The following is a 20,265-nucleotide window of genomic DNA, read 5'->3' on the forward strand; positions in this document are numbered from 1 at the left end:
CACCGACGTGCACATCTGGAACTGGGACCAGTGGGCGCAGAAGACCATTCCGGTGCCGATGGTCGTCGGCCACGAGTTCATGGGCGAGATCGCCGAGGTCGGCTCGGCCGTCACCAAGTACCATGTCGGCGAGCGGGTCTCGGGCGAGGGCCATATCGTCTGTGGCAAGTGCCGCAACTGCCGCGCCGGCCGCGGGCATCTGTGCCGCAACACGCTCGGCGTCGGCGTCAACCGGCCGGGCTCCTTCGGCGAATTCGTCTGCCTGCCGGAATACAACGTCGTGCCGATCCCCGACGACGTGCCCGATGAGATCGCGGCGATCTTCGATCCGTTCGGCAATGCCGTGCACACGGCCCTTTCCTTCGATCTCGTCGGCGAGGACGTGCTGGTCACCGGCGCCGGCCCGATCGGCATCATGGGGGCGATGGTCGCCAAGCGCTCCGGCGCCCGCAAGGTGGTGATCACCGACATCAACCCGACGCGTCTCGCGCTCGCCAAGAGCGTCGGCATCGACCACGTCGTCGACGCGTCGAAGGAAAACCTTGCCGACGTGATGAAGGCGATCGGCATGACCGAGGGGTTTGACGTCGGGCTGGAAATGTCGGGGGCGGCTCCTGCCTTCCGCGACATGATCGACAAGATGAACAATGGCGGCAAGATCGCCATCCTCGGCATTGCGCCGGCAGGCTTTGAGATCGACTGGAACAAGGTCATCTTCAAGATGCTGAACCTCAAGGGCATCTATGGTCGCGAGATGTTCGAGACCTGGTACAAGATGATTGCCTTCGTGCAGGGCGGTCTCGACCTTGCCCCGGTCATCACCCACCGCATCACGATCGACGAGTTCCGCGACGGCTTCGAGGCCATGCGCTCGGGCAATTCCGGCAAGGTCGTCATGGACTGGTAAGCCCCAAGGGCCGCCGTACCCCGCAAGGCGCGGCGGCTCAGTTGGCAAGGCCGAACTGGATCTCGATCTCCTCGACTGTCCGGGACAAGAAGGCTGCGCATGGCGCGGCCGGCGGCCCTGCGGCAGTTACCTGGTGCTCGTGATCGGGATCATCATCGTCGCGCTGCCGATCTACTACACCTTCGTCGGCTCCACGCACACTTCGATCGAGATCGTGCGCCCGCCCATGTCGCTGGCGGTCGGGGATCATCTCGTCGAGAACTACCGGGAGGCGGTGGGCGGTGGCGTCGAGCGCGTAGTCGGCGTCAGTCTCGAGCGCCTCTTGTTCAATTCGACGGTGGTGGCGATCGCGATTGCCGTCGGCAAGATCGTGATCTCCTTCCTCTCCGCCTTCGCGATCGTCTTCTTCCGCTTCCCGCTGAAGATTCTGTTCTTCTGGATGATTTTCATCACCCTGATGCTGCCGGTCGAAGTGCGCATCCTGCCGACCTACAAGGTGATCGTCGACCTCGGTCTGATCGACACCTATGCCGGACTGACGCTGCCACTGATGGCTTCGGCAACGGCGACGTTCCTTTTTCGCCAATTCTTCCTGACGATACCGGGAGAACTGGTGGAAGCTGCGCGCATCGACAATGCCGGTCCGTTCCGCTTCATGCGGGATATCCTGCTGCCGCTGTCGGCAACGAACATCGCGGCACTCTTCGTCATTCTCTTCATCTACGGCTGGACCCAGTATCTCTGGCCGCTGCTCGTCACCAACGACGCAAAGATGAATACGATCATCATCGGGCTCAGGCGAATGATCGATTTCACCGACGCTTCTACGCCTTGGAACTATGTCATGGTGACCGCAATCCTTGCGATCATTCCCCCTATTCTCGTCGTGGTGCTGATGCAGCGCTGGTTCGTCAAAGGCCTTGTGGAGACAGAAAAGTAATGGCTGAGATCAAGCTGAAAGACGTCCGCAAGAGCTATGGTCCGGTGGACGCGATCAAGGGCGTTTCGCTCGACATCTTGGACGGTGAGTTCGTCGTCCTGGTCGGCCCGTCGGGCTGTGGCAAGTCCACGCTTCTGCGCATGATCGCCGGCCTCGAGAGCATCACCGGCGGCGATATCCTGATCGGCGGGCGCCGGGTCAACGATGTCGAACCGGCGGAGCGCGACATTGCGATGGTGTTCCAGAACTACGCGCTCTATCCGCACATGACGGTGCGGCAGAACCTCGCCTATGGCCTCAAGAACCGGAAGACGCCGCCAGCCGAGATCGAGCGGCGCATCGCCGCTGCGGCTAAGACGCTTGAGATCGAGCCCTATCTCGACCGCAAGCCGCGGCAACTTTCGGGCGGCCAGCGCCAGCGCGTTGCCATGGGGCGGGCCATCGTTCGCCAACCCGCCGCCTTCCTCTTCGACGAGCCTCTCTCGAACCTCGACGCCAAGTTGCGCGGCCAGATGCGTATCGAGATCAAGCGGCTCCAGCGCTCCCTTGGTACGACGAGCGTCTATGTCACGCATGATCAGATGGAGGCGATGACGCTTGCCGATCGGCTTGTCGTCGTCAGCGCCGGCCGCATCGAACAGGTCGGCACGCCCCTTGAACTGTACGAAAGACCCGCAACCACCTTCGTTGCCACCTTCATCGGTTCTCCCTCGATGAACCTGCTGTACGGCAAGGATACGTCGGCGGGATGGTCGCTCGCCCCGCAAGTGGCGCGTCCCGACGGCGACTTTACGCTCGGCGTCCGTCCCGAAGATCTTTCGCCGATCTCGGCTGGGGCTCCGGCCCCGGCCTTCGAGGCGACGGTCCGCATCGACGGCATCGAACTGGTCGGTGCGGAAAGCCTGCTGCACGGCAGGCTCGACAACGGCACCGATCTGATCTTTCGCGTTTCCGGCCGTGCCCGAAACGCGATCGGCGACCAGGTGAAAGTTGGGGCAAGCGCCGAAGCTCTGCACATGTTCGATGCGAACGGCCAGCGGCGCGGCTGGGGCCGCATTTCGAGCGCACCTTCCTGCCGAAGGCGCACGACCCGTTTAAGAGGGGCGGGACACTGGTCGCTGATCCGCACCCAACAAGCAGTCTGCGCGGGCAGGACGGCGCTTAGGCGGAAAGAACGTGCGGTTTCGCGCTGACGCACGGCAACATTATCTCAGAAGCCCGCAATTTCGAGCAATTAGATATCTATAAAATCTATGGAATTTATACGTTAATAGTCCTGTTGGCTCGCCAGGAGGATACCATGCCCAAAACCGAATCCAATCCCATTACGCTCGGAACCCGCGCCCCGGACTTCATCTTGCCCGATGCCGACGGCAACCTGTTCACGCTGGCCGAGTTCAAGGACAGCCCGGCGCTGCTCGTCGCCTTCATCTCCAATCGATGCCCATTCGTGGTGCTGATCCGTGAAGCGCTGGCGCAATTTGCACGCGACCATGCCGGGCAGGGGCTTGCGGTTGTCGCCATCAACAGCAACGACGCCGAAGCGCATCCGGAAGAAACGCTGGAACGGCTCGGTGTTGAGGCGAAGACCTACGGATACGGCTTCCCCTATCTGAAGGACACTTCGCAGCGTGTCGCCAAGGCCTATGGTGCGGCCTGCACGCCGGATTTCTTCCTCTATGACCGTGATCGCAAGCTTGCCTATCACGGCCAGTTCGACGACGCGCGGCCCGGCAACGGCAAGGATGTGACGGGTGCGGATCTGCACGCGGCCGTCGAGGCCGTACTGAAGGGTGAGGTGGCCGACGCAGATCAGGTTCCCTCGATCGGCTGCAACATCAAATGGACAGCCGGCAACGAACCGTCCTGGTTCTCGACCGCCGCCTGATCTGCATTCACAAACGGCCGGTCGTCGCGCCGGCCGGCTCCTCCCTTTCCTATACCGGTACATCATGGCATCGCGTCGCAAGGAACCGCCCACCGAAGAGGGGCGACATATAGAAACGGATGTGCTGGTCGTCGGTGGCGGTCCTGCCGCCGCCTGGGCCGCGCTTTCGGCCGCCGAGACCGGCGCGCGCGTCGTATTGGCGGACAAAGGCTATCACGGCACGAGCGGCGCAACGGCTCCGTCCAATACGGGGACCTGGTGCGTGCCACCGGGAGAGGGGCGGGCGGCCTCGGTCGAACAGCGTTTCAAGCGCACGGCCGGCCTTGCCGACCGCCGCTGGATGTTGCGCGCGGCGGACCGGGCCTATGAAAACCTCCTGAAGCTCGTCGAATGGGGGTATCCCTTTCCGAGCGAAGAGGATGGTGGCCTCTACATCGCCAACTTGCGCGGTCCGGACTACATGCGCTTCGTGCGCCAGCGGGTGCAGCAGGCCGGCGTCACCATCCTTGACCACCATCCGATCCTGGAACTGCTCGGCGACGAGCATCATGTCGGTGGGGCGGCTGGGCTCGCGCGCCGCAATGGCGCGAGCTTTTCCGTTTCGGCTGGCGCGGTCGTGCTCGCCACCGGAGGTTGCGCCTTCTTCGAACGCATCCTTGGCGGAACAGGCCTCACCGGTGACGGCTATCTCTTCGCTGCGGAGGCCGGTGCCTCCCTTTCCGGCATGGAGTTCACAGGCAAATACACGCTCGCACCGCACGGTTCCTCGCTGAACAAGGGGCTGCCCTTCCGTTGGGCGACCTTCTACCGGGAGAACGGTCAAGTGCTACGCGACGCGCGCGGCGAGCCGGTGACGAACGGTATTGGCGGCGGCGAGCGGCAAGTGGCCGAGGCACTGCTGTCCGGCCCGGTCTACGCCCGGCTCGATCTCGCCGAGCCCGCCATGCAGGATTGGCTGCGTCGTGGCCAACCGAACTGTTTCCAGCCCTACGATCGCATGGGGATCAACCCGTTCGAGCAACTGTTCCGGGTGGAGCTCAAATACGAGGGTACGGTGCGTGGCACCGGCGGTATCCGCATCGTCTCCTCCGATTGTGGGACTGGCATTGCCGGGCTTTACGCTGCCGGTGACGCCGCTAGCCGCGAAAACGTGACAGGCGGCATTTCCGGCGGCGGCGCCATCAACGCCTCCTGGGCGATCGCCAGCGGCTGGTGGGCCGGTCATGGCGCTGCCCACCACGCACGCAGCAGAAAGCACCGTGATATCGCGCGCTTGCGGCCGCTTGGTGCAACGGGTTTGCGCGGCGAGGGACAGCGCGAGGACGTCAATCTTGCCGCGGCCGCCCGCACCGTGCACGACGAGATCGTGCCGCTCGACAGGAGCTATTGGCGCAGGGCGGGTGCGCTGGAGACGAGCCGCCGCATTCTGGAAGACGTTTGGGCCGGCCTCAACCAGGCGAAGCCCGCGGTCGGCATCGACCGTCTTCGCGCACGCGAGGTGGCGTCGGTTACGGCGAGCGCCCGTTGGACGGTCGCGGCGGCGCTCTTGCGCACGGAAAGTCGAGGTGTGCACCGCCGAAGTGACTTTCCGACGGAAGACGACGGGCAGGCGAGGCGCATCATCGTCTCCGGCCTCGATCGGGTGAGCGCCGTGCGTGAAGATCTCGTGCTTGAAGCGGCCAGGGAGGGTTGAGCGATGATTGAAGTCATCTCCGCAGACCGCTGCATCCGCTGCGACATCTGCGAACGGATCTGCCCTGCCTTCGTCTTCGATCGCGACGAAACGGGCTTGCCGGTCATTGCCCGGCAAGACGACTGCCAGACCTGCTTTCTCTGCGAAATCTACTGTCCGACGGATGCGCTCTATGTCGCCGAGGCGGCGCACGGGCCGGTCGGCATTGCGGAGGCCGAGGTGCTGGAACGCGACCTTTTTGGCGCCTACGCCCGCTCGCTCGGCTGGAATCGCGGCCGCGCCGGCGGCGCGCAAGATGATCCGACCCGTCACATCCGCGTGGCGCAGGTCTGAAGGGAGTTCGACCATGGAACGCATAGCCGTCAGCGCACTGCGCAAGACCTTTACGCTCAAACAGGGCCAGACCGTAACGGTCGACGGCGTCGCCTCCAACCGCATTGCGGTGCTGGATGGCGTCGACCTGACCATCAAACGCGGCGAATTCATTACCCTCGTCGGGCCGTCCGGCAGCGGCAAGTCGGTGCTGCTCGATGTCATCGCCGGATTGACCGAGGCGACCTCCGGCGTCGCCCGCATCGACGGCATTGAGGTCTCCAAACCGCATGCCCGCACCGCCTATGTCTTCCAGCAATATGCGCTCTTTCCCTGGCGAACGGCGCTGCAGAACATCGAATATGCGCTGGAGGTGCGCGGTGTGCCGGCGGCGGAGCGTCGCGAGAAGGCACGTCATTTCCTGCATCTATTCGGCCTCAAGGGCTTCGAAGACCGCTTCCCCTCGCAGCTTTCCGGCGGCATGCAGCAGCGTGTGGCAATCGCCCGGGCGCTCTCCACCGATCCGCAGGTGCTGCTGATGGACGAGCCCTTCGCGGCACTTGACGCCCAAACGCGAGACATTCTGCAAAGCGAACTGTTGCGCATTTGGGAACAGATCAAGACGACCGTCGTCTTTGTTACCCATTCGATCGACGAGGCGATCTACCTCGCCGACCGCGTGGTCGTCATGACCGCGCGCCCGGCGAGCGTCAAGGAAATCGTCGAGATCGACCTTCCGCGCCCGCGCGACCTCGATATCCGCAACAGCGCCGCCTTCAATGCCTATCGCGGCCGCGTCTGGGAAAGCCTGCGTGACGAGGTCGTCAAGGCCCAGCGTGATTGGGCGCTCGCATCCAACTATGCCAATTGAGGGAGGATCCGATGAGTCTGATCGCCGACCGCAACCTGCCGCTCCGCAACACCTTTTCGTCGCGCCGAAAGCGCGCGGCCGAAAAAGTGCCGACGGTCCTCGGTGAAACTTTTTCAACCATCACGTTGGGCCTGCCGGCGCTGGTCGCTTTCGCTCTGCTCTGGGAGATCGCACCGCGTGCCGGCTGGATCAACGCACTGTTCTTCCCGCCTCTCAGCCAGGTGCTCTCGGTATTGTGGGAGATGACCGTCTCCGGTCAACTCGCGGACCACATTGGCATCAGCCTGCAGCGCGCCGCGATCGGTTTTTCGCTTGCGGTCGTCGTCGCCGTGCCGCTCGGCTTTCTGATGGGCCGCTATCCGCTCTTCGAAAAGGCGTCAGACTTTCTCGTCCAGACCCTGCGCAATACCTCGCAATTCGCCCTGCTGCCGGTCTTCATTTTGCTGCTTGGCATCGGCGAGGCGTCGAAGATTGCCATCACCTTCTACGCGGCCATCTTCTTTCTGCTGATCAACACCATCGTCGGCGTAAAGTCAGTCGACCCGCTGCTCATCAAGGCGGCCCGCTCCATGGGGACATCGGACTGGGATCTCTTCAAGAAGGTCATTCTGCCCTCGGCCGTTCCCTCGATCGTCGCGGGCGCTCGCCTTGGTGTGAAGACCTCGCTCTTCTCCGTCATCGCGGCGGAGATGCTCGCGGCCCAATCCGGCATCGGTTACCTCATCCAGAACTCCTCGCTGATGCTGGAAACGGACCGGATGTATGCCGGCATCCTGACGCTGACGATCATCGGCCTCCTTCTGAACTACCTGCTCGTCGCCGGGGAACGGCGCGCCACCCGTTGGCGTGGCAACGCTGAAAGCGGACCGAACTGAGCCCTGCCTCTCTTCAAACGAACTCTCGAATTCGAAAGGATCCTTCCATGACATCCAATCCGCTCCGCCGGACGCTCCTGAAACTGGCGATCGCACTTTCGCTCCTGCCGGTCACCGGTGCCGCGCCGGCCCTCGCCGACGAGGCGAAGCCTGAGGTCATCCGCATCGGCTCCACCGCACCGGGCCACCTGAAGTTCATCCTCTACCGGAACAAGAAGCTGCTGGAGGACGAGTTTGCCAAGGATGGCATCAAGATCGAGCTGACGACATTCGATGGCGGTTCGGCTGCCACCGTTGCGCTCGGTTCAGGGGCGATCGACTTCACCTATATCGGCAACAACCCGTCGCTTCGCCTTGCCGCGACCGGCGCCGACGTGAAGCTGATCGGCCTTTCGAGCTGGAACCGCTCGAACGAGACGCAGATCGTCGTCAAGCCGGAGTCCGCGATCCAGAAGATCGAGGACCTGAAGGGCAAGAAGGTCGCTTATCTCTCTGGTACGGTGCGTCACTCGACCTTCGCCAAGGCACTGAAAGCCGCAGGTCTTTCCCTCGCGGATATAGAAAGCCTGAACCTCGGTATCGAAAGTTCCGGCCCGGCGCTGGCCCGTGGTGACGTCGACGCCATCGTGGAAAGCACTGGCCCGGTCCAGACGCTTGTTGAAAAAGGCGGAGCGCGAGTGATCTTCGACGCCGGCGTGTCGGGCAGCCCCGATTGGGCGGTTCCACATCTCCTCAGTGTCAACGGTGAATTCGCCCGCAAGTATCCCGAAATCGTGACGCGTCTGCTGGCTGTCGATATCGCGACTGCCCGGTGGGCCGACGGCAACCCGGAAGAGACGACCGCGATCTTTGTCAAGGAGACAGGCAGCAGTGACAAGGCAGTCCGCGCCACCTACCCGGATGGAAAATTCTTCCAGGACCCGGAAATCACGGATGCGGCGCTGAAGGCGCTTCAGGGTGAGGAGGCTTTCATGGCCGAGGCCGGGCTGCTGAAGGGCAAGGTCAACTATGAGACCTGGATTGACCGTTCCTTCTACGATGCGGCTCTAAAAAGGGTTGCTGCCAGCAACTGATCCTGTAGGTTCGGGCGGCGGCGCACCTGCGTCTCCGCCCTCTCTTCTTCTAGAATGATGTCTTCCATTTCCTCTTCTCCGCTTCCATTTCACCGTACCCGCATCGTCCCGGCCGTCGTGGCCGTCGCCTTTTTCATGCAGATGCTCGACAGCACGATCATCGCGACGTCGCTGCCGGCCATGGCCACGTCGTTCGCGACCGATGTGGTGACGCTCAACATTGGCTTTACCGCCTACCTACTGGCGATGGCCGTATTCATCCCACCGGCCGGCTGGCTCGCCGAGCGTTTTGGCGCGCGGGAAGTCTTTCTCGCCGCCATCGCGCTGTTCACGCTCGCCTCCGTTGCTTGCGGCTTCTCAGGATCGCTTGGCGAATTCACTGCAGCGCGGCTCTTCCAGGGTGCGTCCGCCGCGCTGATGACGCCGGTCGGACGTCAGCTCGTGCTGCGCGATGCGCCGAAGGGCGAACTGGTGCGGGCGATTGCCACCATCACCTGGCCGGCCCTGATCGCTCCCGTGATCGGCCCTCTGATCGGCGCCTGGATTACCACCCATGCCGGCTGGGAATGGAACTTCTTCATCAATCTGCCACTTGGCATTCTGGGTGTCGTGCTCGTCGCCTTCTTTGTGCCACGCGCGCCGGCCGAGGGAGCGCGGCCCTTTGATTTAACCGGCTTCGTGCTGACCGGAGGCGCGCTCGCGCTGACCCTTGCCGGTCTGGAGCTTTCGAGCTCGTCGAGCGGTGGAGCCGGCGCGCTTGGTCTTCTGGCCGCCGGCCTTTTCTCCGGATTCTTTGCCATCCGTCACCTGCGGCGCGCGCCGCATCCTCTGCTCGACATGGCGGTGCTGAAGATCCCGACTTTCGCCTTCGCGACGCTTTCGGCCGGCACGGCCGGGCGGCTTGCAGTCAACGCGACGCCATTCCTGTTGCCGCTGCTGTTCCAGGTCGGCCTGGGCTTCAATGCGGTGGAGACAGGTTCGCTGGTCTTCGTCTACTTCCTCGGCAACCTTCTGATGAAGAGCGTGACGACACCGGCGCTGCGTCTTTTCGGCTTCCGCACCCTGCTTGTCGTAAACGGCGTGATCGCCGCCGCGACGATCGGTGCCTTCGCATTCGTCGACGGAGAGACCCCGCGCATTTTCATGTGGGTGCTGCTGATTGCCTGCGGCCTTTCCCGGTCGATGCAGTTCACGGGGCTGACGACAATCGCTTTTGCTGACGTGACGCCCGCACAGCGAAGCGCGGCAACGACCATTTCGGCGATGCTGCAGCAGCTTTCGCAACTGCTTGGCATCGCCGTTGCGGCGGCCGTCATTCGCCTTGCATCCTATCTGAGTGGTGGAGGCGGCGATGCCGGCATGCTTGCGGATATCCGCGCGGCCTTCCTCGTTATCGCTGCCATTGGCTTCGTTTCGGCGCTGCGCTTTCTCGCACTGTCACCCGAGGCGGGTGCCGAAGTCTCGGGCCATCGGCGCACTCGGCCGTCGCCCGTTCGCAACAACGCCCGCTAGGCTCGGCATGGTGAGAGAGGGCGGGCAAGCCGCCCTCTCGTCGTTTCGTCAGCGTTTGTGATGAACGCTCTGCAGGCCATAGACCGGCGTCTCAATGCCCTCCATTCGTGCCTTCAATTGCAGTGAGAGATACTGCGAATAATGGCGCGACTGGTGGAGGTTGCCGCCGTGGAACCACAGGGCATCCTGTTGCGTCGGCTTCCACATGTTGCGTTGCTCGCCCTCCCAGGGGCCGGGATCCTTCGGCGTATCGGAGCCGAGCCCCCAGACCTTGCCGACCTTGTCGGCTGTCTCCTGGTCGATGAGATCGGCGACCCAGCCGTTCATCGAGCCATAACCCGTCGCATAGACGATGACGTCAGCGGGAATCTCCTTGCCGCCAGAGAGTTTTATGGAGGTTTCGGTGATCTCTTCCACCTGTCCAGCGGCAAGCTTCACCTTGCCATCGATGATCAGCTGCGACGCGCCGATATCGATGTAGTATCCGGACCCGCGGCGCAGGTACTTCATGAAGAGACCGGAGCCATCCGCGCCCCAATCCAGCTGGAAGCCGGCCTTCTCCAGCGCCGCGTAGAAATCGGCGTCGCGCTCGCGCATCTTGTCGTAAAGCGGGATCTGGAACTCGTGCATGATCCGGTAGGGAAGCGAGGCGAAGATGAGGTCTGCCTTGCCCGTCGTCACACCATTTGCCAGCGCCTGTTCGGAATAGAGCCCGCCGAGGCCGATATCCATCAGTGTGTCGGACTTCACGATATGGGTCGTCGAGCGCTGGATCATCGTGACGTCGACGCCCGCTTCGTACAGCGCGGCACAGATGTCATGGGCCGAATTGTTCGAGCCGATCACCACGACCTTCTTGCCCTTGTAGCCATCCGGCCCCGGGTGCTGCGAGGAATGATGCTGGTCACCCTCAAAGCGCTCGCGGCCCTTGAAGTTCGGAATGTTGGCCTTGCCGGACATGCCTGTCGCAAAGACCAGTTGCTTCGGCCGCAACACCACTTCCTCACCGTCGCGGTCGACGACGATGGTCCATTCCTTTGCGGCTTCGTCCCACTTTGCCGATTTGGCGGTAGAGCGTGTCCAGTAGTTCAGCTCCATCACCTTGGTATAGAATTCCAGCCAGTCGCCGATCTTGTCCTTCGGCGCGAAGACTGGCCAGTTCTTCGGAAAATCGATGTAGGGCAGATGGTCGTACCAGACAGGGTCATGCAGGCAGAGAGACTTGTAGCGCTTGCGCCAGCTGTCGCCTGGCCGGTCGTTCTTTTCGAGGATGATGGCGGGTACGCCGAGTTGGCGAAGCCGGGCGCCGAGCGCAATGCCGCCCTGTCCGCCACCGATGATCACGACATAGGGTTGCTTCTCATAGCCGAGGGTGCGCTCCTCGTGCTCGCGCTCCTCTTTCCAGGTTTTCGCGCCGACATTCTGGCCGTGCTTGGCACCAAGCGGGCGGGTAAAGCCGGATTTCTCCTCGTGGCCCTTGAGTTCGGCCAGTGCCGTCAGCAGCGTCCAGATCAGACCGTTCTTGATGCGCACGAGGCCGTAGCCGCGTCCGGTTGCCGTCTCGAACGAGATCCAGCTTTCAAGCACGCCATCCGCCTCGGTTGCTTCTTCGCCGGCGGCGACGCGCCAGTTGGAGGGCTTTGCGGAGGCAAGCTGTGCCTGAAGCATGTCGAGTACCTGATCCCGACCTTCGACAGTCTTGAGGTTCCAGGTGAATGCGACGAGGTCGCGCCAGTAGCACTCCTCGGCAAAGAGGTTGACCGCATCGTCGATACGGCCGGTTTCGAGTGCGGCGCCAAGGGCATCAAGCTGTGCCTGAACGCGGGTGGTGGGGGTCTTCTCGAGCATCCTTTATCCTCCTGCTCTGTGATGACAAACGGGACGGCTCCTCAACCGTCCCGCGATGCGGACCGGCCTAACGCTTGAGGTCGATCAGTATTTTCAGATGGGTGCCGGCGGGATCGAGCAACTGGTCGAACCCTGCCGAAACGGCTTCGCTGAGCGAGACATATTTCGTGACTATGCGGCGAGCCGGTATCTGGCCGCTGGCGATCAGGCGCGCCACGCGCGGCCAGTAGTGGGTCGGGTAGGCCCACGAACCACGAATATCGATGTCCTTGAAGGTCACGTCGAACCAGTTCAGCGGGTTCTCACCGGGATGAAGGCCGGTCTGCACGACGACGCCCTGCTTGCGCACGGCGCTCGCGCAGTTCTTGAGCGCATGTTCGTTGCCGACGCACTCGATCGCGACGTCGCAGCCGACGCCGCCCTCGGTTTCGGCCTGGACAACATCGCTGACCTTTTCCATCTTCGGGTTGATGGTGCGGACCTCGCCGAGTGCTTCCTTCGCCAGCGAAAGCCGCGTCTCGTTGAGATCGGAGAGAAAGATCTTCGATGCGCCGGCGGCGCGCGCCGCCATGGCAACGAGAATGCCGATCGGTCCCGCGCCCGTGACCAGCACGCTGTTGCCGGCGGTGACGCCGCCACGATCGCACGCATATACGGCGACTGCGGTCGGCTCGATCAGCGCGGCCTCCTCATCGGACAGCGCATCGGGAATGGGCTGGACATTGTAGTCGTTGAGAAGGGCCGCTTCCGCCATCCCGCCAGAGTGCCAGGAGAGGCCCGCAAGGGCGAGGTTGGTGCTCAGGTGAAACAGACCGCGATCGGCATAATAGTCGCCGCGGCGCGGCATGATCAGCGGTTGGATCGAGACCCGGTCGCCCGGCTTCACATGGCTAACCCCTTCGCCGATCGCCTTCACGACGCCACCGAATTCATGGCCGAGGATCTGTGGTCCATGAGCACCCGTGAAGGGATGCGGTTCCTTGGGGATAAAGATCGGGCCATAGGCGTATTCGTGCAGATCGGTCCCGCAGATGCCGCAGAAACTATTCTCCACCAACACCTCGCCCGGTCCGGGCCCAGGCGGAGGGCCGACATCGTCAATGCGTAGATCCTTGGCTGCGTGAAAGCGCAGAGCTTTCATTGTGTTTCCTCCCGTTGTTCTTGCACAGGAGGTGCAGCAAGCAGCATGCCAGATCGAAGTGACGCCTATTTGCTTTGCGATATCAATTATTTAAAAGTCGGCGCCGCCGAAAACGTCGGGGAATGCAACAGTTGCCGCGCAACAGGTGTTGCAGGCGTTGCGTCAGTTGAGACGCTTCAGGCGACGGTGGATGGTGGAACGGTTGACGCCGAGCTTTCTCGCAAGTGCCGAGACGTTGTCGCCGCAGTCTCTGAGCGCCTGGCGCAGCGCATCATCCTCGCCCGGCAGTGAGCGGACGGCGGCGGAGAAAAGATGTTCCGGCAGGCACTCGGTATCGATGAGGCCATTCTCGGAAAGGGCGGCAGCCACCCGCAGAGCGTTGGAAAGCTCGCGCAGATTTCCTGGCCATTCATGCGCGAGCAAGACTGCCCGGGCGCCCTTGTCGACGCGGTAGGACTCGTTGTTTTCCTTCTCGACGCGAAGGAGCAATTGGTCGATCAGCCAGCCGAGATCGTGACGCTCTCGCAAAGCGGGGAGTGAGAGCGTTGCGGCGTTCAGGCGGTAATAAAGGTCTTCACGGAAACGGCCTTCCTTCACCAGCTCCGCCAGATCGCGGTGGGAGGCGGATACGACGCGCAGGCGGATCGGGCGGGCTTTCAGCGCGCCGACCGGCTGGATTTCGTTTTCCGAGAGCACGCGCAACAGCCGGCCTTGCAGCGCGAGCGGCATGTCGCCGATCTCGTCGAGGAACAGTGTTCCGCCGTCGGCATCCTCTATCAGGCCGCGCTTGCCCTTCTGGCTGGCGCCGGTGAATGCCCCGGGCGCGTAACCGAACAGTTCGGATTCGATGAGGTGCTCGGGAATTGCCGCGCAATTGACCGCGACGAAATTGCCGTTGTCGCCGCAACTGTCATGGATTGCGCGAGCAAGATATTCCTTGCCGCTGCCCGTTTCCCCTTGAATGAGAATGGGAATGCGGCGGGTGGCCAGCTTCGCCGCACGGGTCTGCACCCGCTCCATTGCGGCGTCGCCCTGGCTGAGATCACGCAGGGCTCGGGGGAGGCGCGGTTCGGGCACGGCGGGCGCGCGGTGGCTGACAACGGGCGCGATGGCGCTGGCGAACAGAACCAGCCCACTCTTGGCTCGGAGCAGGCGCTCGCCATTCGGCCAGCCGCGCATGAAGTTTGGCAGGTCGTCCACGTCGATATCGAAGACCTCGGACACCGGAAGGCCGAGGAAATCGCGCGTCCTGAGGCCGCGGATGTTCATCGAGCGGGCGAGCGCGCCGAAGCCGCCGTGGGTCATGCCGGTGATGCGTCCGCTGCCATCAAGGGCGATGGCGGCGTCCGGGTCGACGTCAAGGAATTCCGGGGAGCGCGCAAGCCGCAGGACCCAGTCGTTGCGGGTACGGGTCATGAGGTTGGCAAGCTCGATCCGCCGCGCAGTGGCGGATACCAGATGCAGGGCCAGTTGCTGGCTTGTCTTGGCGGTGGGGGAACGGAGCTGGGAGATGTCGAGCACGGCGGTCAGATCGCCGAGCGTGTCGAACACAGGCGCCGCGGTACAGGTCAGCCCGATATGGCTGGCGTCGAAATGATCGTCCTGATGAATGATAACCGGCTCGCCCGAGACGATACAGGCCCCGACGGCGCAAGTGCCCGCGCGGCTTTCCGACCATTCCGAGCCAAGATACAGCCCCGCCTTGCGCAACTGATTGTCGAAGGTCGGATCGCCCATGAAATCGACCGTGACGCCACGTGCATCGGACAGCAACAGAACATAGTTCTGTTCGGCGACTTGGTTGAACAGCCCCTCAAGGCCCGAGCGACCGATGCGGATCAGTTCTTCCGCCTGTTCGCGATGCTCGCGCAGCTTCGATCCCGGAACGATATAGGCTTCCTGCGCGATCGTCGGATCCAGCTTGTAATCGTTGAGGCAGCGCAGCCAGGACTGGACGACCGGTGCATCGCGCGGGCTCGCAGCGCCCAAGCCGACACGCTCTATCTCACGTATATGCGATAGTTGCGTTGTCATCGATCGGCCTCCCAAGCGGGAAGCTGACACACTCCAGGCCTATCGACAATCCATATCTACCGATCGGCAAGGAAGCGCCGGGCGGATTCCGCATGGTGGCGCAATCGGAAGTCGCGCCACCAGCGATATGCGTTGAGGCCCGGGTGCCCCGGCGTTTGTCCCGCCTGTTATGGCACCAGGCTGTGCGCCCTGAGGTGGCGGTCGAGAATTTGGGGGATCATCCCGCCTGCGCGCAGGGTCTCTACCTCTTGCTCCGTTTCCACCGCCGCCCGAGCCGCCAGTGTTACGTTTTCGCCGGAGGTGCGTTTCAGAACCAAAGGCACCGGCCCACGTGGACAAATAGCCGTCGCGTCGATCTCCAGGAGGTCGAGGGCTGATACCAGCGGCATCTTCTCCTCCTGGAGAATGATGGGAAGAACACCCATGCCGATCAGGTTGGTGCGGTGAATCCGCTCAAAGCTCAAGGCGATCACAGCCCGCACCCCGAGCAGTCCGATGCCTTTCGCCGCCCAGTCACGCGACGATCCGGCGCCGTAGCGTTCTCCTGCAACGACGACGACGGAGCGCTGCTCCGATCGGTAGCGTTCGGCCACCTCCCATAGTGGGGCCTCTTCCCCTGTCGGTGCGTGAACGGTCGTTGACGCGGGCCTGCCATCGAGGAGGTGGTTGGCGGCCGAACGATTGTCGAAGAGGCCGCGCACCATCGCCCTCCAGTTGCCGCGACGGGCGGCGTAGACGTTGAGATCGTTCGCGGGATCACCGGCGGCAACGAGGTGGCGGCCGGCATAGCTGGTGGCACCGATCTGGCCGGCCGGAGAGATGTGATCCGTGGTCATGTCATCTCCGAGCACGAGCAAAGGGTGCGCCACATAGGTCCCGACGCGGCTGGGCGCGCCCGCGACGGCAAAGGGTGGTCGTCGGATGTAGGTTGAGGCTTCATCCCACGGGAACGTCGATGACGTTGGCGCGGCCAACGCATGCCAAGCCTCGTTTCGCTCCGCGTTCAGGAACGCGCGGTGGTAGTCCTGCGGATCGGAGTGTTGTTGGAGAACGGCTTCGATCTCTACGTCGGCAGGGATCAAGTCTCCGAGGCGCATGGGTGTTCCGTCCGTGGCTTGTGCGATCTCAGTGTTCATCGGGTCCGGAACGAACTTTCCAATCAAGGATAGGGCCAGAACATGCGGCGGCGATGCCAGGAAACCGAACTGGAGACTTGGATGCACGCGGCCGGGAAAGTTGCGATTGCCTGAAAGCAGGGCTGCCGCGATCGTTCCGACGGCGATCGCGTCGGCCATCTCGCTTTGAAGGGGGCCAGAGTTTCCGATGCAAGTCGTGCATCCGTGGCCGACGATGCCGAAACCGACGGCCTCAAGCTCGGCAAGCAGGCCGCTTCGCTTCAAAAACAGTTCGGCGGATGGCGAGCCGGGTGCCAGCGATGTCTTGACCCAGTAGGGCGGGCGCAGGCCTAAGCGTTTGGCATTGCGGGCGAGCAGGCCTGCCGCGGCGAGCAGTCGTTGATCCGACGTGTTGGTGCAGCTCGTGATGGCGGCGATCGCGATTGCGCCGTCCGGTATGCCGGGTTTGCCTTGCTCCAAGGGCCGGCCGCATGCGGTCTCAAGTGCAACCAGGGCATTGGCCAGTGGCAGCTTGTCTTGCGGGCGGCGTGGGCCGGCTATCAATGGTTCGACCGCCGCGAGGTCGAGCTCGATCACGCGGGTATAGCGCGGCGAAGCTGCAGGGTCGAACCAGAGGCCGAGCCCCTTCGCCGCGTCGCGGACGAGTTGGCAATGGGACGGAGACCGGCCCGTCTGGCTGAGATAGGCAAGGGCCTGTTCGTCGATCGGAAAGTAACCCGTCGAGGCACCGTATTCCGGCGCCATGTTGGCGACGACCGCGCGATCTCCGGCCGAAAGCGTCGAAACACCCTCGCCGAAAAATTCGACAAATTCGCCTGATATTCCATGACGCCGCAGCAGATGGGTCACTTCCAGCGCGAGATCGGTCGAGAGAACGCCTGGCGTCAGCCTTCCCTTCAGCCGCACGCCGACCACATCGGGAATGCGTAGCGTCACCGGAAAACCAAAGAAGACACTTTCGGCCTCCAGGCCGCCGACGCCCCAGGCCAATACGCCGATGCCGTTGATCATCGGCGTATGGCTGTCGGTGCCGATCAGCGTATCCGGCACGGCCCATCGTTCCCCACTGCGTTCCTCGACGGAAATCACCGTTGCGAGCTGCTCGAGGTTGATCGTATGCATGATCCCCGTCCCCGGGGGATGCACCTTGACACCCGGCAGGGCCTGGGTCGCCCATTTCATCAGGCGATAGCGCTCGCTGTTTCTGTCCATTTCGCGCTGCATGTTGAAGCGGCGAGCGTCGGGTTGGCCGTACCGGTCGACGGCGACGCTGTGATCAACGGAGACATCGACCGGGAGCACCGGGCTCAACGCGTCCGGATCGCCACCGGCTTCCGCGATAGCATCGCGCATGGCGGCAATATCGACGAGAGCCGGCACGCAGGTCGTGTCGTGCATCAGGACCCGGGAAGGGTGGAAAGCGATCTCCGCTTCACTCATCCCTGCCTCGAGCCAGGACTTGAGCGCCGCGATAGTCGAGGCCAACTGGGCGGTGTCCTTGCGTGCGACGTTTTCAAGCAGAATGCGCAGGACCCAGGGCAGGCGTTCGAAGTCAGGTCCGAAATCCGCGCGGAGGTCCACAACGTTCAGCGTTCCGTGGACCGAAGGGATGCGCAACGCCATGTCGATTCCTCCAATATTGCTTTTTTAAAACTAAAAAGCCAAAATAATACCAAAGTCAATCAATGAAAGCCCTTCCATTGGCTTTTTCGTTGGCGGAATATGCAAAAAAAAGGGAGTTCGGTTCCCTTTGCGTGCGCGGTGAAATATCGTGGCGCCCGGCAAAGTTTTACGAATCCGGGGACTACCGACATGCGCTCCAGCCAATTGGCACAGACTATCGCCAACGAAATCAGCCTGCTCGTGACGTCCGGGGAGTTGAGCGTCGGCGACCATGTGAAGACGCAACAATTGGCCGACCGCTTCGGCGTTTCCCGGTCACCGGTCCGCGAGGCGATGGAGATCCTTGCCGGGCAGGGGCTGCTGGAGCAGAAGGAGAACCGCGGCTTCTTCGTGAAAGAACCGCCGGGCGCCATCGCCGAGCGGGTCCGTGAAGATGCCGAACCGTTCGAAGTTGCGAACGACTACCAGCGCCTTGCCGAGGACTGGCTGACCGATCGCATCCCGGCGGAGGTCACGGAGCAGACGTTGCGGGAGCGCTACGAACTGACCAAGTCCCAGCTCAACGACGTGCTGATGCGCGCGACCCGTGAAGGATGGGCTGAGCGCAAGCAGGGTTACGGCTGGCGATTCCTGCCGGTCGCCAAGACACCGGAGGCCTTCGAGCAGATTTATCGTTTCCGCATGCTGATCGAACCGGCTGCCATGCTCGAGCCGGAGTTCAGCCTCGATCGAAAGATCATCGATGAGCAGCGGCGCATTCAGATGCGCATGCTGGAGACGGACATCGAGCGACTGCCGGCGGAGCGCCTGCTGCACAATGGTGCGCTCTTCCACGAAGAACTCATCAAGATGTCGAACAATCCCTTCTTTCACATTTCGCTGGTGCGGGTGAACCGCATGCGACGCCTCCTCGAATATCGGTCCCGCGTCGACCGCAGCCGCACGGTACGGCAATGCCAGGAACACCTCGAAATCCTTGATCTTCTTGAGCGCGGCGAGGTTGTCGAAGCCTCCTACGCGATGCGTCGCCACCTTGGCGGCGCACTGTCCAAGAAGTCGCCGATTACCTGGTCCTGGTCGCACCAGGCGCATGAAAAAGACAATCTCGAAAAATAGGGATTGCATTTTCAGATTTAAAAAGCCAATAATCCGCCCGTGACGTAGAGCGGCGACTTCGCTCGTCGCCTCATGGGAGATTAGCTGATGAAAATATTCGTGACGCCGTGTGATGGGATCGGTCCGGAGATCACTGCGGCAACCATGGAGGTTCTGAAGGCAGCCGACGCGGCTTTCGGTCTGGGCCTCGAATACCATTTCGAAGACACCGGCTTCACGAGCCTGGAGAAGTACGGCTCGACGCTGCGCGACGAGACGCTGGATCGCGCCCGCACTTTCGACGGCATCATCCTTGGGCCCCAGTCCCACATGGATTATCCGGCCCGCGACAAGGGTGGCGTGAACGTCTCGGCAGGCTTCCGCGTCAAGCTCGACCTCTACGCGAACGTGCGTCCGGCGCGCTCCCGTCCGTTCCTGAACGACGCCAAGAAGATGGACCTCGTCATCATGCGCGAGGCGACGGAAGGCTTTTATCCCGACCGCAACATGTATGCCGGTACGGGTGAGTTCATGCCGACGCCGGATGTGGCGCTTTCCGTGCGGAAGATAACCGCGTCTGCCTGCGAGCGCATCGCGCGCCAGGCCTTCCTGCTGGCCATGAAGCGCAACAAGAAGGTGACCGCAGTTCACAAGGCCAACAACTTCATCCTCACGGACGGCCTGTTCCTTCAGCAGGTACGCAAGGTCGCTGCCGAATTCCCCGAGGTCACGCTCAACGAATTCATCATCGATGCGATGGCCGCCCATCTGGTCCGCGACCCCTCGCGCTTCGACGTGATCGTCGCGACGAACTTCTACTCGGACATTCTTTCGGACCTCGCCAGCGAGCTCTCCGGCAGCCTTGGCCTGGCCGGTTCGATCAACGCCAATGCCGAGACCGGCCTTGTCTGTGCCCAGGCGCAGCATGGCTCAGCACCCGATATCCAGAACCAGAACATCGCCAATCCGACTTCGCTCATCCTGTCCGCAGCCATGATGCTCAGCTGGCTCGGCGAGCAGCGCGGTCTGCCGCAATTCGAGGCCGCGGGCGCGGAAATCGAGCGTGCGGTCGACGAGGTTCTTGCGAACCCGGCGTCCCGGACGCGCGACCTCGGCGGCAGCATCGGCACGGATGCATTCGGTTCGCTCGTGGCGCGTGCCGTTCGCAGCGGCGAGGGCGAGCGGAAGCTTGCGAACGCCTGATCGGAGTTTGTACTTTGGATATTTAAAAGCCAAAGTACGGACATGGAGGCGCGAGGGCGGCAACGGCCCTCGCGGAACTGCCCGGAGGAGATTTGGAGCCGGGCGTCTTTTGGG

General features: G+C 62.7%; 15 protein-coding genes and 1 pseudogene. 12 read left to right on the top strand and 4 right to left on the bottom strand.

Annotated elements, in window-relative coordinates; genetic code table 11:
• The 10 genes and pseudogenes from tdh to AB4Z53_RS29360 form a co-directional block, all read left to right on the top strand.
• Positions 1 to 907: L-threonine 3-dehydrogenase (gene tdh / locus AB4Z53_RS29315; RefSeq protein ID WP_441598981.1), on the top strand; the 907-nt coding region annotated here is incomplete at its 5' end.
• A gap of 130 nt (positions 908 to 1,037) precedes the next feature.
• Positions 1,038 to 1,847: a sn-glycerol-3-phosphate ABC transporter permease UgpE gene (gene ugpE / locus AB4Z53_RS29320; RefSeq protein ID WP_441599034.1), complete on the top strand. Its 810-nt coding sequence runs from the start codon at positions 1,038 to 1,040 to the stop codon at positions 1,845 to 1,847.
• Positions 1,847 to 2,887: pseudogene (locus AB4Z53_RS29325) on the top strand (sn-glycerol-3-phosphate import ATP-binding protein UgpC); the annotation flags it as partial. The gene ugpE and the pseudogene AB4Z53_RS29325, both read left to right, overlap by 1 nt.
• 260 nt (positions 2,888 to 3,147) lie before the next feature.
• Positions 3,148 to 3,735: a thioredoxin family protein gene (locus tag AB4Z53_RS29330; RefSeq protein WP_441598982.1), complete on the top strand. Its 588-nt coding sequence runs from the start codon at positions 3,148 to 3,150 to the stop codon at positions 3,733 to 3,735.
• A 64-nt stretch (positions 3,736 to 3,799) separates the two neighbouring features.
• Entirely contained in the window at positions 3,800 to 5,428 is a 1,629-nt protein-coding gene (locus AB4Z53_RS29335) for an FAD-binding protein (protein WP_441598983.1), read from the top strand.
• Between the two features lie 3 nt (positions 5,429 to 5,431).
• Positions 5,432 to 5,761: a 4Fe-4S dicluster domain-containing protein gene (locus AB4Z53_RS29340; protein WP_113540913.1), complete on the top strand. Its 330-nt coding sequence runs from the start codon at positions 5,432 to 5,434 to the stop codon at positions 5,759 to 5,761.
• 13 nt (positions 5,762 to 5,774) lie between these two features.
• Positions 5,775 to 6,611 carry an ABC transporter ATP-binding protein gene (locus AB4Z53_RS29345; RefSeq protein WP_113540914.1) on the top strand — a complete coding sequence of 279 codons (837 nt, stop codon included), beginning with the start codon at positions 5,775 to 5,777 and terminating at the stop codon, positions 6,609 to 6,611.
• 11 nt (positions 6,612 to 6,622) lie between these two features.
• Positions 6,623 to 7,486, top strand: coding sequence for an ABC transporter permease (locus AB4Z53_RS29350; protein ID WP_441598984.1), 864 nt, complete (start codon positions 6,623 to 6,625; stop codon positions 7,484 to 7,486).
• Between the two features lie 47 nt (positions 7,487 to 7,533).
• Entirely contained in the window at positions 7,534 to 8,559 is a 1,026-nt protein-coding gene (locus AB4Z53_RS29355) for an aliphatic sulfonate ABC transporter substrate-binding protein (RefSeq protein WP_441598985.1), read from the top strand.
• Between the two features lie 54 nt (positions 8,560 to 8,613).
• Positions 8,614 to 10,071 carry an MFS transporter gene (locus AB4Z53_RS29360; protein ID WP_441598986.1) on the top strand — a complete coding sequence of 486 codons (1,458 nt, stop codon included), beginning with the start codon at positions 8,614 to 8,616 and terminating at the stop codon, positions 10,069 to 10,071.
• A gap of 48 nt (positions 10,072 to 10,119) precedes the next feature.
• Here AB4Z53_RS29360 and AB4Z53_RS29365 read toward each other — a convergent pair whose 3' ends face one another.
• The 4 genes from AB4Z53_RS29365 to acnA form a co-directional block, all read right to left on the bottom strand.
• On the bottom strand, positions 10,120 to 11,919 hold the full coding sequence (locus tag AB4Z53_RS29365) for an NAD(P)/FAD-dependent oxidoreductase (RefSeq protein ID WP_441598987.1): 1,800 nt from the start codon (positions 11,917 to 11,919) through the stop codon (positions 10,120 to 10,122).
• A gap of 67 nt (positions 11,920 to 11,986) precedes the next feature.
• Complete coding sequence (locus AB4Z53_RS29370) at positions 11,987 to 13,060, bottom strand: 2,3-butanediol dehydrogenase (RefSeq protein ID WP_441598988.1); 1,074 nt, start codon at positions 13,058 to 13,060, stop codon at positions 11,987 to 11,989.
• A gap of 162 nt (positions 13,061 to 13,222) precedes the next feature.
• Positions 13,223 to 15,094, bottom strand: coding sequence for a sigma-54-dependent Fis family transcriptional regulator (locus tag AB4Z53_RS29375; protein WP_441598989.1), 1,872 nt, complete (start codon positions 15,092 to 15,094; stop codon positions 13,223 to 13,225).
• Positions 15,095 to 15,261: 167 nt separating this feature from the next.
• A complete protein-coding gene (gene acnA, locus AB4Z53_RS29380) occupies positions 15,262 to 17,853 on the bottom strand; it encodes an aconitate hydratase AcnA (protein WP_441598990.1) in 2,592 nt (863 codons plus the stop codon).
• A gap of 189 nt (positions 17,854 to 18,042) precedes the next feature.
• Here acnA and AB4Z53_RS29385 point away from each other — a divergent pair, with 189 nt between their 5' ends.
• Entirely contained in the window at positions 18,043 to 18,969 is a 927-nt protein-coding gene (locus tag AB4Z53_RS29385; protein WP_291155337.1) for a GntR family transcriptional regulator, read from the top strand.
• 87 nt (positions 18,970 to 19,056) lie between these two features.
• Positions 19,057 to 20,151, top strand: a complete 1,095-nt coding sequence (locus AB4Z53_RS29390) for an isocitrate/isopropylmalate dehydrogenase family protein (protein WP_291155340.1) — start codon at positions 19,057 to 19,059, stop codon at positions 20,149 to 20,151.
• Positions 20,152 to 20,265: the final 114 nt, after the last annotated feature.

The sequence above is a fragment of the Ensifer sp. 2TAB8 genome (genome assembly GCF_052115125.1).
GTDB lineage: Bacteria > Pseudomonadota > Alphaproteobacteria > Rhizobiales > Rhizobiaceae > Ensifer.